Consider the following 15582-nt stretch of genomic DNA (forward strand, 5'->3'; position numbering starts at 1 on the left):
ACGTACCACAATGCTATTTCAACTTCTCGTTGTTCAGATGCCGGGTCGCATCGCGCTGATTTTTTTTATCCAGGTTTTTCTGAAACGCTTCCGTTAGGTCAATCCCCGTCTGGTTGGCCAGGCAGATCAATACCCACAGTACGTCGGCCATTTCGTCGCCGAGATCTTTTTGCTTGTCCGATTCTTTCTCCGACTGTTCCCCGTAACGGCGGGCAATAATTCGGGCTACTTCACCAACTTCTTCCGTCAGCATAGCCATATTCGTTAGTTCGTTGAAGTACCGAACACCAACCGTTTTAATCCAGTCGTCAACTGTCGTCTGAGCGTCTTTAATAGTCATTGGTCAATAGTTACTGGTCAATGGTCATTAGACATTGGTTAATAGTCAACGGCTATCAATTAATTTCTGATGACCAATCTCTAATAACCAATGACCAACGTCTAATGACCATTGACAAACCTTTATTTTTCAGGGACAAACGTTAGCGAACTGAATTGACTTTCGTCAAAGGAATCCTGCGCGAGGGCTTGTAGCTGTTCAGACGTTACGGCCTTAATTTCACCGAAAATGTCGCTCAGAGATTCTACCCGATCAACATCCAGCAGACTCTTCGCCATCATCAGCATGAAACTGTTGTTGCTTTCTTCGGCCATAGCTAATTGCCCGATCAACTGTTCTTTTGTCTGATGAAGCTGCAACGTAGTGAGCGGCTGTTCGCGCAACCGCTTCAACTCTTTCATGATCAGCGACTGCGCTTTATCAACTTTTTTAGGATCAGTCCCAAAATAAATGCCCAGAAAGCCCGTATCCAGATACGGTGTATAACTGGCATCAATGGAATAAACCAGTCCGTATTTCTCGCGTAAATTCAGATTTAGCCGCGAATTCATACCCGGCCCACCAAGCAGATTAATGAGCATGAAAAACGGGAGCCTCCGGGAGTCGGTCAATCCGTAAGCGGGACGACCAAGGGCGCACTGAGCCTGCGTAATGGGGCGTTCGACGCGCGTCTGGCATGGTACGTAATCGGTCGGTGTTTTCCGTTGGCGTGTGGAGTGCTGCGTCGGAACGTCACGAAAATATTTTTCCGCAATTTTCACAATCTGCTTAAAAGGCAGCTTGCTTACCGAAGCAAAAACGATGCGGCTGGTGTCATAATTCTCAGCTATGAACCGCTGAAGATCTTCCCGTCGGAACGAACCAACCGTTTCGGTTGTCCCCAGAATATTGCCACCAAGGGCATGATTCGGGAAAACCAGCTCATCGAAATCATCCTGAATCGCATCTTCAGGCGAGTCGTAATACATGGCCATCTCCTCCAGAATCACCCCCCGCTCACGTTCGATTTGCTTTTCGGGAAAAACCGAGTGAAACGTAATATCGGACAGTAATTCGGCCGCTTTTTCAAAATGCACATCCAGTACCGACGCGTGGAAACACACTTTTTCTTTGGTCGTATACGCATTCAGCTCACCGCCAACGGTTTCCAGACGAGTGATAATGTGGTAGGATTTTCGTTTCTCCGTACCTTTGAAGGCCATGTGTTCCCAGAAATGGGCTAATCCCTGCTGGTGAGGTTGTTCGTCGCGGCTGCCGATGTCGAGCATAATACCACAATGAGCAATTTGCGTATGCGGTATTTGTTTGTGCGCAATCCGAATTCCGTTAGGCAGGGTATAAACTTCGTAATCTTCCATTCTTATCTTTCACGCATTAAGCGCACTAATGATAACCGCAACCAATTCGCCCCGGTTCCTGATTATTCAAACTGCTTTCATTGGCGATGTGATTTTAGCCACTGCGCTGATCGATCAGTTGCACACTGCCTATCCCAACGCAGTGCTGGATGTGCTGGTGCGTAAAGGTAATGAGGGCTTACTGGCAAACCATCCTTTTCTGAACGACGTACTGATCTGGCATAAAAAAGGCACCAAATATCGGGATTTGTGGCGACTGTTGCGCATCGTTCGTGCCAGGAAATATGACGCTGTACTGAACCTGCAACGCTATAGCACAATGGGGTTATTGACCACGTTGTCGGGCGCAACATTTACGGTAGGTTTCGACAAAAATCCGCTGGCCCGATTCTTTACGTATCAGGTAGAGCACCGCTTCGAAACCGGCATCCATGAAGTCGATCGGAATACGAAGCTGTTGACCGTCTTATGGGCTGGTGGGAAATTTTTACCGAAGCCAGCCGCCATCCAGAAATTCCCCCGCCCAAAACTGTATCCGTCGGCAGCCGACTATGAAACGGTTAAGAATTATAAGAATCAGCCCTATGTGTGTATGGCACCTATGTCGGTCTGGTTCACGAAGCAGTATCCTGCCGAACGATGGGTCGAATTGATTCAGGCTTTACCCGAAAATCTTACCGTGTATTTATTGGGCGCCCCAACCGATACGGCTGCCTGCGAAGCCATCAGAAGCTCGTCTGGACGTAACGACACGGTGGTGAATCTGGCAGGCCAGCTGAGTTTGCTGCAATCGGCCGCTTTGCAGGAGGAGGCTATTATGAATTACGTAAATGATTCGGCACCGCTTCATCTGTGTTCGGCCATGAATGCCCCCACTACGGCTATTTTTTGCTCAACCGTTCCCGAGTTTGGATTCGGTCCGTTAGCCGACGTATCGCGTGTTATACAAACCCCCGAACGGCTCGATTGTAAACCCTGTAACCTGCATGGTCAGAAAGCCTGCCCGCTGGGTCATTTCAAATGTGCCTGGAGTATTCAGCTGGCAGAACTGGCAAACCTGGATTTATAAAATCCCTTTTGCGGATAAAATGCGATTGTGGTGCATAAGCAGTTCAGTCATGGCTCTATACGCCTGTTGCTGCTCAGGCGAGGATTGGTGCATAGCCTCAGTACGTTCCCGAAGTCCGGCCAAGGCATCATCATCATGCCCTAAATGTTCCTGATGCTTCTGAATCTGAGAAATTAATGTCCACATCTGTTCTCGCTTTTCATCAATTTGCTCCTGCTGATAGCCAAGCTGCTCTTGTTGATGGCTGAGTTGTTCTTGCTGGCGATCAAACAGATTCTGCTGTCTCTCGATTCGTTCGTTGATCAATTTAATTTCTGCTTCAAGTCGATCAAACTGTTCGCTATGACGATCAATTCGCTGAAGTGTTTCGGCCAGTAACTCAAGAATCCGTTCCTCATTTTTCATGAGCCAAATCCATTTATTATTTCACAAAAAATAAAGTATAGGTTACTAACCTGTTCATGAGAATGCTTACAGGCTTTTTAGATAGGCCAGACTTTTCGGTACCTGCTGCTCGACGGCTTTGCTTTCATCTTCGATGTAAAAATGCTCGATGGATGACTTGCGGGCAGCTTTGAGAACGGCAGGCCAATCGATCTGGCCGGTTCCCAGCACGACGGATTTCTCATTAGGCATTCCCCCTTTATCGCTGTGTTCAACGTCTTTCGCTACGTCTTTCAGGTGGATGAGCCGAAACCGCTTTGGGTATTTTGTCAGCAGGGCGGCCGGGTCCTGCCCCGGTAAAAAAGTCCAGGTAACATCCATCTCATAACCCACGTAGTCGGGATTGGTTTGTTTCACGAGATAGTCGAACAGAGTGCCATTTTCGTAGGGTTGAAATTCAAACCCATGATTATGGTAGCAAAACATAAACCCTTTATCGTGAGCCTGTTTCCCAAACCGGTTAAATACTTCAGCCGCTTTTTGCATCATCTCCAGCGTGGCCGCGCTCTTATGCGGAATTGACCCAATACGGATGAATTTAACCCCCAGAGCTTTGGCATTCTGCAGAATGGAATCCGGTTTCTGGTCAATCGCATCGTAACTGACCCCATAACTGCTGCAATGCATGCCGCGCTCATCGAGCAATGCCCGAAGTTCAGTGGCCGTTTTGCCGAACAGGCTCGAAAACTCGATGTCGGTGATACCCCAGGCTTTGACCTTGTCTAACGTACCGGGAACATCTTTGCCAAAACTATCGCGCATGGTGTAAGACACCATACCGGGCATTTTCGGAAGAAGTTTACCAAATGGCTGGGCCTGGCCGACCAACGTAATGAATACTGATAAGATCAGCAGGGAGGCTATACGTATCATAAAACAAAGGCGTAAAACAGAAAGTAATCAATCGGATTCTCGAGCGGAGCTTCCTGATCGGAAACGCTACGTTAACTCGTTTGCTATTTCCATAAGCAAACAGTTGATGGGTTTCTACTTTATTCGCCAGCCAACAGAATAGCTCAGATTTAGCACAAAAGTAGCCATTCAGGTAGCTTCATTGAGGTAAGGTATTCCAGAATGACCGTTAACGAACTGACATCTAGTAACATTTAAAAATAAATCTAGCTTTGGCATAAATAAAAATGCCATGCGATTGGCCTATCTGCTGCCTGCTTTACTGCTGATAACTCACGTAGCTGTGTGGGCGCAATCGCCCCTGCGTCTGTCCTTTCACCATTTAACCCGCGAAGAAGGTTTATCGAACAACAATGTCATCAGTATGCTCCGCGACTCACGCGGGTTTCTGTGGCTGGGCACATTCAATGGATTAAACCGATTCGATGGGATTGAGTGCCGGGTGTACAAACCGACCAATTCAGGCATCAAAGGTGTGCATATTGCCAATATCATTGAAGATAAAACTGGCGACCTCTGGGTTGGAACGGATGAAGGCTTATTTACCTACAACCGTGCGACAGATAGTTTTTCGTTGGTAGCGTCGCCATCGCGTGAAGTGCAGTTCATGGCGTCACCGTATTACGTCGATTATCGAGGACTGATCTGGGTGCTGCTGTCGGGCATAAAGCGGTCTGGATTGTATACCTATAACCCGGCAAAAAAGCAGTACAATTTCATTACCGATCTGGTAAGCGAGTACTTACCGGCCCGGCCAAAAGCGCCCTTTGGTACGGTAAATACTTTATACACAGGCGGTTCAAAACAGGCAGGACTATATAGATTATCGTTAACAAACAATAGGGTCACGAAAGTCGATACGTTTTTTACGGGAACAAAACAGCCCTTTAAGAACAGAATTCAAGACTATGCACTCGAAGAAAACGATTCCATCGTTTGGGTAACAGGCAATCCGATCAGTTTGACCCGACTGAATACCCGCACCAGCCAGATCAGGCAATACACTACGTTTGCCGAGAAACCCATCGGGCAACTGACACGGGGTGTCCTTTACCGAAACTGGTTGTTGTTTGGTTCAGTAGAAGGGGGTATTTATCTATTTGACCGACAGCAGGATCGTTTTGTTCAGCGCATTCCCTACTCGCCATCCCGCACCGATGGTCTGATGGCAAACTGGGCCGAAATTCCCTATCTTGATCAGAACAACAACCTGTTTCTCTCCCAGTTAGGATTCGGGGTCGATTATACCAATCTGACCCGTATCAACCTGTCGAACTGGTTGACCACCGACGATGCCGAGCAACTCGGACTTCGCGACAATCACGTAGCACGAGTACTGGGCTGGCATGACCAGATCTGGCTGACCACGCAGAGCGAAGGGGTTATTGTGCTGGATGCACAGGGACAGTTCCAGCAGCAATATAAAAACAAACGTGCCTTGCTTGCCGATAGCAAAGGTCGTGTCTGGATGCTGGGACCATACGGATTTGACGTACTGAATCCGACAACACAAAAGACAACCTTCCTGAGCGTAAGCAAACCCCATAATGGCGATTCCTTCCTGGTTGAAGTGGGGCCGGGCCAGTATCTGTTTTCCACCGATGGGCTATACGAAATTCGCGAACAGCCATCAGGCAAAATGACCATGAACGTAGTGGAATCGTTAGCCAAAGAAAAAGTAATAGCCTGTCATCCAATGCATTATGACGCTACCACAAAGCAGTTGTTCCTGTCGGCAAACTGGTGGTCTGATTTCTATGTATTGACGAATCGGCAGGGAAAGTGGGAAATCAAAAAAAAGAAAGCCGTCCCCTATAGCGTCTATTGGATCGCGCCCGCCACCGACTCCAGTAAACTTTGGCTGTGTACACAAAAGGGATTAGTCCTGTTTGACAAACAAAGCTTTACGCATCAGCTACTTACCGAAAAACAAGGACTCCCCGACAATATCGTTACAAATATAATTCCGGAGGCAAACGGTGATCACTGGCTGGTGACTAACCGGGGTATATCTCACTACAACTGGACTAGAAAGGAGTACAAAAACTTTACGTCGAAAGATGGGGCCAATTCGAAAGAATATGACTGGTACGGCAACTTTATCATGCCCGACGGGCGGGTTGTTTTTGGCGGCAATAACGGCGTTACGGTTATTGATCCGAAGGCCAATCTGGGCTATTCGGCTCGCCCTCGCGTACAGATCACCGAGCTTTATGTGAATGAGCAACCTTTCAAAACGACGCCCTACATTGGCGAGACACAGGAAATCGAGCTGCAACCCAGTCAGAACACGTTTGCACTTCATGCGGTGGGAATCGACTACGGCTTCCCGCAAAAAGCAACCCTGCTGTATAAACTCGACGGGTTTGATACACAATGGATACGTGCTTCCAATCCTGCCACGGCCCGTTATACCAATCTGCCGGCGGGAACGTATACGTTTCTGATTAAAGCAACTGACGAATCCGGTTTGCAGCAGTCCGACATTCGCAAGATAACCGTTGTGGTCAACGCACCATTCTGGCGTACAGCCTGGTTTCGGGCTATCCTGATCGGGCTGCTGGGGGCTCTTGCTTATCTGTTCTATACCCTCCGAACGAAACAGATACGTACTGAGGTCCGACGGAAGGAAGAAATTCAGCGGATACGTACCGAAGCCGAAATCAATGCCCTACGCTCGCAGATGAATCCGCATTTCATCTTCAACTGCATGAACACCATTGATTCCTACATACTGCTAAGCAAAACTGACGAGGCCAGTGAGTTTTTGCAGAAATTTTCCCGCCTGATCCGGCTGATTCTGGAAAACTCCCGGCAGGAATTTATCAGCCTTGATCAGGAATTGCAGACGCTGGAGCTTTATATTCAACTGGAGCGGGAACGTAGCAACTATAAATTCGACTACGAAATTTCGGCCGATCCGGCTCTGAGCAAGCAGGACTATCAGATTCCGTCCATGGTGTTGCAGCCATTTGTCGAGAATGCTATTTTACACGGACTACGCCACAAAAAAGAGGACGACGGCGAACTGTTTATCAACCTGAAAATAAACCACGATCAACTCATTGCCCGGATCATTGACAATGGCATTGGCCGGGTGGCATCCGCTCAGATCAACAGGCTCCGCAAACAAGAGTCGCATTCTGTAGGTGTGGCTCTGACCGAAGAACGTATTCAGAAATTAAACGAGATGTACCCCCATAAAGCCTACCTGAAAATCAACGATATTCATATTGAAAACGACAGAGGAACCGTCGTGGAAATTGGCTTGCCCTTGCTAACCCTTACGGATGTACGCGCATGATGACCGCTGTTCTGATCGACGATGAGCCTGCCAGCCTTGCTGCGTTGAAACTAAAAATCGAGAAAGCGTCGGATGAGATTACCATCCTGAAATCGTTCAGCTCGGCTGTTCAGGCGCTGGAGCAGATGGAAAAGCTATCGCCTGATGTAGTTTTTCTGGACGTTGAAATGCCCGAGATGGACGGCTTTTCGTTTATGAGCCACTTTGCCGACCGGTCGTTTGAGGTTATTATCACCACGGCTCACGGTGAATATGCCGTGCAGGCCATCCGACAGAGTGCCCTTGATTTTCTGCTCAAGCCCATCAGCAACAGCGATCTAACGCAGGCCATTGACCGGCTGATGCAGAAAGTGAATGCCAAGAAAAAAGCCGAAAAATCGGCTTACAGCAAGCTCAACGCGCTCTACGACAAAGTTCCGGTGCCGTCGATACGCGGCATTACGTTCGTGGGTGTGCGGGAGATTCTGTATCTCATGTCGGACGGAAATTACACCACCATCTATCTCGAAAACGGTCAGAAAATTGTCTCATCACGCAACCTGGGCGACTACGAAACGCTGATGGAAGGCCTCAGTTTCTTCCGAATCCACCACTCCACGCTGATCAATCTGGCGCATATTCGCGAATACCTGCGGGGCGAAGGGGGCAGTGTTATCTTAACCGATGGGACAGAACTGGACGTATCGAAACGAAAGAAAAAAGAGTTTATGGAGACTATCGGTTTCTGATCGGGGGATCACTTATACAAGCAGATCGGCCACTTATACATTGGCGGCTCAGCGACGAATCGGGCGCGCTATTTTCCTGTTTGAAACTCACGTTACACGAAGCCGATGAAACAGGACCCACCCGCGAGCCATCAACGTACTATTGTAATGGGAATCATACTGTTACTAATGATTCTGTTGAGCTGGCTGTTGATTGTACTTTAAAACTACGGCTCTCCAAAATAGACAACACCCCCCTTAAATCTCTCATTATCAATGAAATTAGGCAAAGGCATCAACTACTCCCGCTATTGCTGGCAATGGCGCGGTACCGAAGCACTGAACTTTACAGACTACATGGACCCCGATCCGAACGGAGGACTCCGCGACCAGATCTCTCCGGCCAGAATCAGCGAAGCCAGCACGCACGTAGCCTTGATCAATCACCTGGGTTTCGATACCATCCGTCTGCCCATTACGTTTCACTGCTGGATTTCAACAGACACCAATCTGATCGAGGACGATCATCGCTACTGGGTAGTGCTCGACAACATGATAAGCGCCTGTCAGGCCAACAATCTTAATCTGGTTATTTCGTATCATCACGCTCCGACTTCAGCTGATTTCGCCCGCCCACTGGCCATTTGGCAGCAAATCGCTCAACGTCCGTCTGTTCTCAATGCGGGAGACAACGTTGTTTTTGAAATTTTCAATGAAGCGGATGCATCTATATTGAACGCCGACTTAAAGACTAATTACATTAACCTTATCAACGACATACGGACCATTCCCCAGCATGCAAATCGGTGGATGGTGGTGGGTGGCAACAACTGGAACGACATCGGATTTGAGAATGAAGAGGGGGTTGAGGATGCGGGCTTAATGGGCTTCTCTTCCCTGAATTTACCCAATATCATCTATACTTTTCACTCCTACGAACCAAAGCTCTTTACAAATCAGGGGTTTATTGCTGAACCCTGTTATCAGACCACAGGCATTTCATTTCCGGTAAAACAGCCGCTGCCGCCTTTTGTATCCTCTCCTAAATGCGAAACCTCGCCAGGTGGATTCAACGAAGGGCAGTTTAAATACGATAATTATGCTGTTGATAACGGCAATAAAACGGGCTTTGGCATGGGAAGCGTACCGTTTCTGATTCGGCGCATCAATGATGCCAAAGCCTGGTCGGTACGTAACGGCGATGTTCCGCTCTGGTGTGGCGAATGGGGCTGCCATCGTTCGTTGTCAGCCATTCCCGACGATGGGAGTATCGAGCGATTTATATCGGCCATGCTCATCGCCCTGAAAGCCCACGATGTTGACTGGTGCTGGTGGGATTTTGAAGGCCCGTTTACCATTTTCGACCCGGTTCCAGACGTTGTCAATCTACCCGATTCGTTTGGCGTAGTCACCTGCACAAACGATACATTAAGCCCCCTGATTCGGAAGTTAATGAAACTAAGCCGACCACTCTAACAGAACGATAAGCCGCCTATGAAAGCAGCTTTTTTTGTTGAGTGTCAGCCCACTTATACACTCAATTCGCCCACTTACACACGCCCATACAAGCTTATAAAACTATAAGCTACTTTCAATCCATGATTAGCGCTGACGGTATTCGCAAACCAGTTTATCCGCTTAACCCGCAGCCAGTCAGACGAGTACACTAAACACAACTATTGCCATGAAAATGTATGCAAGCTGGGCACACGGAAGTGGGCTGACAGTCGAATCACCTGAAAACTTATCACGTATCGGTCACTTCGGCTGGGGGGCTGATATGTCCATTAAACCTGGAAAAGGAAGCTGGTTCCATATTTCGGTACCTACGCCGGTTATTGTCAACGACGTTCGGACGCACCTGCAACGCGTGTTTCTTCTGTTCGATGCCGAAGGTGGTTCCATTCGCAACGTACACGTGTACGACGGCTCATCTAAGGTGCAGGAGTTCAACGGCTTATTCCTGAAAGGTGAACACCGGACAGGTCTGGACGGACAAAATACGTTCAACCTGGCCACTCAGCACACGGTAATCTTTGGTATTGGCATCTCCTTTTTCTTCATCGCGGATATCGGATTTGACAGTGCCATTCCTCCGTCGCGATTGATTCTCGGTACGACCGGAGGTGATTTTATGGTTTAATCCAGCACCCGTCAGTTTCAGTCAGCCCTTGCGTTGCTCAGCCGTGCCACTGGCAACGTAATCGCTGGCTGAACTTTCTCTAAACACACCAAACTCATGAACACACCGACATACACAAAAGCGGCCTGGCTCACCCTGACCCTTGTATTGGCTTTCTTCATCGGCTGGGAACTCCACTGGCGGCACGAAAACTACGTACTGTCGTACAACGACGATGAAAGTCTGTGGGCCAGCAAACGGAAACTGATTTACCAGAGCAGCACGGCCAGACCCGTGCTGATTGGCTCTTCACGCATCAAGTTCGATCTGGACCTCGACACCTGGGAACGTACTACCGGTCAGAAACCCATTCAGCTATCCCTTCCTGGTACGTCGCCCCGGCCACTGCTGACGGATTTAGGTAATGATCCGAAGTTTAAAGGCATCCTGCTGATCGACGTAACGGAGCCGCTGTTTTTTACACCAACGGGCTCCTTTCCGGAACGTGAAGCCAACAAGCGCGTGACGGCCTACCCCAACTGGTCGTTGTCGCAACAGATCAGTTTTCAAATCAACCGCGTTCTGGAAGCCAGGCTGCTTTTTCTGGATGACCTGAACCTGGCCCTCAATCCGCTCCTGAACCGATTGCCGATTCCTACCCGGCCGGGTGTGTGGGGCGGGCCAAAATTTCCGCACGAATTTTCCGTCAATCTATTTGATCGGCAAACCAGGATGACCCCAGCCTTTGTAGCCGATACGGCGCTCCAGAATAAAGTAAAACGAGTGTGGCAGGATGTGGGTGCCCACAGCCCCAAACAGGCAATCAGCGGCCCTCCGCTGGCCGACATTTTAAAGGAAACAAAACAGTCAATTGATCAGATTCGGGCACGGGGAGGCCATGTTCTCTTCATCCGAACGCCCTCGGATGGCCCCATGCGTGAAATCGAGAAGCAGATGTTTCCACGAGCGCTGTACTGGGATCGTTTGCTTTCATATACCCAAACTCCGGGCATTCATTTTGAAGATTACCCGGCGCTTACCCACTACCATTGCCCGGAATGGTCGCACCTGACCCCCACCGATGCCGTACGGTTTGCCAAAGAGCTGATTCCAATTATCGAGCAAAAAACAGGTTGGTCGATTCAGCGACAATCCGCTCAAACAGCCTTATTCACTACGTCCTCACCGCTTTAATCCGCTACGTTTATGGTCTTCAATTCCTACACCTTCGTCGTCTTTTTTGCGATCATTCTGGTGCTGCATAACCTACCTTTTTCATGGACGGTCAAAAAGATAAACCTACTGCTGGCCAGCTACCTGTTTTACGCCCTCTGGAACCCGCCCTTTATTTTGCTGCTCTGGCTGTCGACCGTAGTGGATTTCTACATGGCCAAATTGATTTCGCTCGAACAGCGACATACCCGCCGAAAACTCCTGCTAACGGTTAGTCTGGTACTAAATCTGGGCATGCTCAGCTATTTCAAATACGGTGGTTTTCTACTGGAAAACTTCACGGCCTTGTTGTCAGCGATGGGCATAGCCTTTCAGGCGGCCAAACCCGACATTATTTTGCCGGTTGGCATTTCGTTCTACACCTTCGTTACGCTCTCCTATACACTGGATGTGTACCGACGCAAGTTTGCCCCGAGCCTTCGTTTCTCAATTTCGCCCTGTTCGTTACGTACTTTCCGCACCTGGTAGCTGGACCCATCGTGCGGCCGGAAGACCTGATTCCCCAGTTCAAAACACCCCGCCGGGCTACAGCCGAGCAACTAAGCTGGGGTTTGTTTCTGCTCTCGCTGGGTCTGTTTATGAAGGTAACCGTAGCTGATGGGCTGCTGGCCGAACCGGCCGATCTGATTTTCAGCTTGCCTTTTCCGGTTCAGACTCTCGATGCCTGGATGGGTGTACTGGCCTTTTCAGGGCAAATTTTCTGCGATTTTGCGGGGTATTCGACCTGTGCCATTGGCGTATCGCTGTGCCTTGGTTTCGTCTTACCCGACAACTTTCGTTACCCCTATGCAGCCATTGGCTTTTCGGATTTCTGGCGTCGCTGGCACATCACGCTCTCGACCTGGCTGCGCGACTACCTTTATATTCCACTGGGGGGCAACCGCCACGGATCAGTCAGAACGTACGTGAACCTGATGATCACCATGCTGCTGGGTGGCCTCTGGCATGGCGCTTCCTGGACCTTTGTGGTATGGGGTGCCTTGCACGGACTATTCCTCTGCATCGAGCGGCTCTGGCGCGACTGGGCAGCCAAACGGCAGGCCAGACGGGCGGAACTGGTTGTGGCTGAACAATCCGTAAGCCGCGCGTCGATCATTCCACCGTTACGGTTTTCCAACACGTTCGCCAAGTTCAGCCTGGCCATGCTGACGCTGCTGCTGGTGAACGTAACGTGGGTGTTTTTTCGGGCTCCTACCTTCAAAGGCGCTATGCTGATTCTGCTTTCTATGTTTGGGGTTATTCCCAACGGTGCCCCCATGCTTACGAATTTGGCCATCCTGACAGTCGGGGCTGTCACCATCGTGCTGATTGCCTGCCATTGGCTCATGCGCGATAGCTCGCTGGTGGCCTTATCGAAGCGGCTACCCTGGTGGGGGTTAAGCCTGGGTTGGTCCGGCCTGCTGATACTGGTGATTCTGACCCAGAAAAGCAGTGGCTCGTTCATCTACTTCCAGTTTTAACGTACCATCTATTTACGCAAACCCGTAAGCGATCGGAATAGATTTTGATACGTAATGCATTCCCGTTAACAACTCAATAAAATGGCACTGTTCTCTTTATTAATTCGTAGACCTGTCTTTAAATACGTTCCGGCGCTTTCGCTGATTGCGCTGCTGATCGGGTTTATAGAGGCATGTACCCGCAGTAACTCAGGAACCAAATCGGCCCAATCTACCGGGCAGACCGCAGCCTCCACAGATACCAGCAGCGAGTCTTCCGAAATCTTTACCATTGTTGAAGAACCTCCAAGCTTTCCGGGTGGAAATCCTCAATTGGATGCGTATTACCGTCGTTTTTTACGGTACCCGGAGGTGGCGCTTAAAAACAACATTCAGGGCAAGGTGTTCCTCAGCTTTGTTGTGACCAAAACTGGTGCTATTCAACAGATAGAGATTCTGAGAGGAATGGGCTTCGGCACCGATGAGGAGGCTGTCCGACTGGTGAAAAACATGCCCCCCTGGAAACCCGGCAGACAGTCAGGTCGACCTGTCAATGTGAAATATAATCTGGTTATACCCTTCACGATCGACGATCAGAAATAGCCCAACACGTAATGCTGACTATCTTATTCAATCCACCTTTTGTAGTATGGAAACGCAAGGCTTTCAAACCAAAATGGGGCACAAAATGGGTATCTACACAGTCATCTGCCTGCTCCTGAGTTTTTTATCAACTACGGACGTACTGGCCCAACCCTTATCCGATCCGCAGGATCATGCGGCCCGTTCTTTTATCACGGCTCTGCTTGACAAAGATTATACTCACGCCCTGTCTCTTCTCGAACCGGAAGGGCAGAAGGCTATGACCGTAGAAGAAATCCAGAAAGTTGGTAAAGCACTGGAGGAACTGGTGGCCCAGTATGGCAAAGAAATGCTGCTTTTTATGAAAGGATTTCGGACTTACCAGAATGGGAAGACACTAAGTATGTATACATATAAATTTAAAAGCGATGTCACCAAAGGGATTGCTGCGGTTCTGATTGATGTTGCTTTTAAGAATGCACAATCCGTGGCTATTATGGGCTTTCTTCCAAAATACGCGGCCAGTCCGAACTCAACTCAGATATCAACGAGTCCGGGCCAGGAAGTTTCTCTGGAAAAAGAGCAGGAATGGCTGGTTGGCAATAAAACCATTCAGGTGAATGAAATCGCGCTGGTGCTTGACGACAGGCTGGCCCTATTTGCCATCAAAGTGATGGACGACTCAGCCTCAACGATTACAGAACAACAGGCGAAGGCAAAAGCGATTCCGATTGTCAAATACGCCATTGCACACGGGTACTTACAAAAAGCGGAGGTGGGGGCCAGTCAGTCCAAACGCCAGCTTCTGGAAGCTATCGGGGTAGCTTTCATCAAGCCGGGCACCCGTGGTGGTTACCGGGTTCAGATCCTCCCGGGCGAATACAAGTACTGATTCAACCGTTGGCTAAACCAGAAAAACCTGGGCTGTTGAATTTTCTTACCTTTCGAACGAATCGCGATTGCCATCCTGATGTGCTGATTTTTTTATACAATGAAATCTGTATAATCCGGCTGACGTCAATATGGTAATCCTGTGATTTATGCTTAACTATCTCCACCAATTAATATGCTCAAGAAGATACTCAAATGGACCGGCATCGTAGTGGGTTGCTTTGTTCTCCTGCTCATCGTTTTTTATGGTATTGTCTACGTCAAAACGGAAGCGGGTATCAACAAAGTATATGATGTAAAACTTCAGACCTTAACCATTCCCGATGATTCAGCCTCGTACGCAGTGGGCCGACACATAGCCGAAATCAGGGGCTGCCTGGGCTGTCATGGCGAAAATCTCGCAACCGGCGAAGTCTTTGCCGATGAAAGTTCCCCTATCGGAATACTACAGGCTTCAAACATCACGAGTGGCAAAGGCGGCATTCAATACACGGATCAGGACTGGATTCGGGCGTTACGTCATGGCCTTGGAAAAGACAACAAACCACTCTGGTTTATGCCTTCGCACGAAATCTGCGGATTATCGAATCAGGATATGGCTGCCCTAATCAGCTACGTTAAAAAACAACCACCAGTTGATAAAACAGTGCCTCAGAAATCACTCAAACCGCTCGGGCGTGTGCTTACGTTTATGGGCGAGTTTCCACTGCTGGCAGCCGAAAAGATTGACCATACTGCTACGTATGTCGACGACGTAAAGCTGACCGTTAGTGCCGACTACGGTAAATACCTGGCCGTTACGTGCCAGGGGTGTCATACGGCAAATTTTAAAGGAGCCGCTTCGCATTCGCCCGAAGAACCGCCCATACCGGATATTTCATCGACCGGAAAACTAGGCAAGTGGTCGCAGGAGGGTTTTGTCAAGTTGTTTCATACCGGAATAACCCCTGAAGGACGTGTGCTGAGCAAGTATATGCCGGTTAAATCGTTTACGTATTCCGACGATGAGTTGAAAGCCGTTTACCTGTATCTGCATCAGGTTAAATAAGTGGAGCGGTAACCAGATGAGCGGTAAAAGCAACGGCTTTTACCGCTTACTCAATAATAGGGACTTTAATGATCTATTATCGAGTAACTAGTTGACATTTAAAGCATTTACACATAACATTACAGCGATTTTA

General features: G+C 48.9%; 15 protein-coding genes. 11 read left to right on the plus strand and 4 right to left on the minus strand.

Translation table 11 applies throughout. The features are described 5' to 3' along the window. Window positions 1–13: 13 nt before the first annotated feature. Both LN737_RS27120 and LN737_RS27125 read right to left on the minus strand, forming a co-directional pair. On the minus strand, window positions 14–340 hold the full coding sequence (locus LN737_RS27120; RefSeq protein WP_405513795.1) for a nucleotide pyrophosphohydrolase: 327 nt from the start codon (window positions 338–340) through the stop codon (window positions 14–16). A 122-nt stretch (window positions 341–462) separates the two neighbouring features. After that, window positions 463–1698, minus strand: a complete 1236-nt coding sequence (locus LN737_RS27125) for a pitrilysin family protein (protein ID WP_405513797.1) — start codon at window positions 1696–1698, stop codon at window positions 463–465. A 28-nt stretch (window positions 1699–1726) separates the two neighbouring features. Between LN737_RS27125 and LN737_RS27130 the strand changes: the two genes are divergently transcribed. After that, complete coding sequence (locus LN737_RS27130; protein WP_405513799.1) at window positions 1727–2767, plus strand: glycosyltransferase family 9 protein; 1041 nt, start codon at window positions 1727–1729, stop codon at window positions 2765–2767. Here LN737_RS27130 and LN737_RS27135 read toward each other — a convergent pair. Beyond that, window positions 2762–3172: a hypothetical protein gene (locus LN737_RS27135; protein ID WP_405513801.1), complete on the minus strand. Its 411-nt coding sequence runs from the start codon at window positions 3170–3172 to the stop codon at window positions 2762–2764. The two genes, LN737_RS27130 and LN737_RS27135, sit on opposite strands and share 6 nt — an antisense overlap. A 66-nt stretch (window positions 3173–3238) precedes the next feature. Next, window positions 3239–4084 carry a sugar phosphate isomerase/epimerase gene (locus LN737_RS27140; protein WP_405513802.1) on the minus strand — a complete coding sequence of 282 codons (846 nt, stop codon included), beginning with the start codon at window positions 4082–4084 and terminating at the stop codon, window positions 3239–3241. Window positions 4085–4355: 271 nt separating this feature from the next. Here LN737_RS27140 and LN737_RS27145 point away from each other — a divergent pair, with 271 nt between their 5' ends. The 10 genes from LN737_RS27145 to LN737_RS27190 all read left to right on the plus strand — a co-directional run bounded on the left by LN737_RS27145 (window position 4356) and on the right by LN737_RS27190 (window position 15449). Next, the gene (locus LN737_RS27145; RefSeq protein WP_405513804.1) at window positions 4356–7427 is read left to right on the plus strand and encodes a histidine kinase; all 3072 of its coding nucleotides are present in this window, start codon (window positions 4356–4358) and stop codon (window positions 7425–7427) included. After that, a complete protein-coding gene (locus tag LN737_RS27150) occupies window positions 7424–8155 on the plus strand; it encodes a LytTR family DNA-binding domain-containing protein (protein WP_405513806.1) in 732 nt (243 codons plus the stop codon). The genes LN737_RS27145 and LN737_RS27150 overlap by 4 nt, the downstream gene beginning before the upstream one ends. Before the next feature lie 255 nt (window positions 8156–8410). Continuing rightward, entirely contained in the window at window positions 8411–9610 is a 1200-nt protein-coding gene (locus LN737_RS27155; protein WP_405513808.1) for a glycoside hydrolase family 5 protein, read from the plus strand. 208 nt (window positions 9611–9818) lie between these two features. Beyond that, entirely contained in the window at window positions 9819–10277 is a 459-nt protein-coding gene (locus LN737_RS27160) for a DUF6623 family protein (RefSeq protein ID WP_405513809.1), read from the plus strand. A 96-nt stretch (window positions 10278–10373) separates the two neighbouring features. After that, complete coding sequence (locus tag LN737_RS27165) at window positions 10374–11450, plus strand: hypothetical protein (RefSeq protein ID WP_405513811.1); 1077 nt, start codon at window positions 10374–10376, stop codon at window positions 11448–11450. 12 nt (window positions 11451–11462) lie between these two features. Next, the gene (locus LN737_RS27170; RefSeq protein ID WP_405513813.1) at window positions 11463–11957 is read left to right on the plus strand and encodes a hypothetical protein; all 495 of its coding nucleotides are present in this window, start codon (window positions 11463–11465) and stop codon (window positions 11955–11957) included. A gap of 8 nt (window positions 11958–11965) precedes the next feature. Next, complete coding sequence (locus tag LN737_RS27175; protein WP_405520548.1) at window positions 11966–12949, plus strand: MBOAT family protein; 984 nt, start codon at window positions 11966–11968, stop codon at window positions 12947–12949. A gap of 81 nt (window positions 12950–13030) precedes the next feature. Then, on the plus strand, window positions 13031–13531 hold the full coding sequence (locus tag LN737_RS27180) for an energy transducer TonB (RefSeq protein ID WP_405513815.1): 501 nt from the start codon (window positions 13031–13033) through the stop codon (window positions 13529–13531). Window positions 13532–13577: 46 nt separating this feature from the next. After that, a complete protein-coding gene (locus LN737_RS27185; RefSeq protein WP_405513816.1) occupies window positions 13578–14402 on the plus strand; it encodes a hypothetical protein in 825 nt (274 codons plus the stop codon). A gap of 174 nt (window positions 14403–14576) precedes the next feature. After that, complete coding sequence (locus LN737_RS27190) at window positions 14577–15449, plus strand: c-type cytochrome (RefSeq protein WP_405513818.1); 873 nt, start codon at window positions 14577–14579, stop codon at window positions 15447–15449. Window positions 15450–15582 lie beyond the last annotated feature (133 nt).

Source organism: Spirosoma sp. KNUC1025 (genome assembly GCF_045160025.1).
Lineage (GTDB): Bacteria > Bacteroidota > Bacteroidia > Cytophagales > Spirosomataceae > Spirosoma.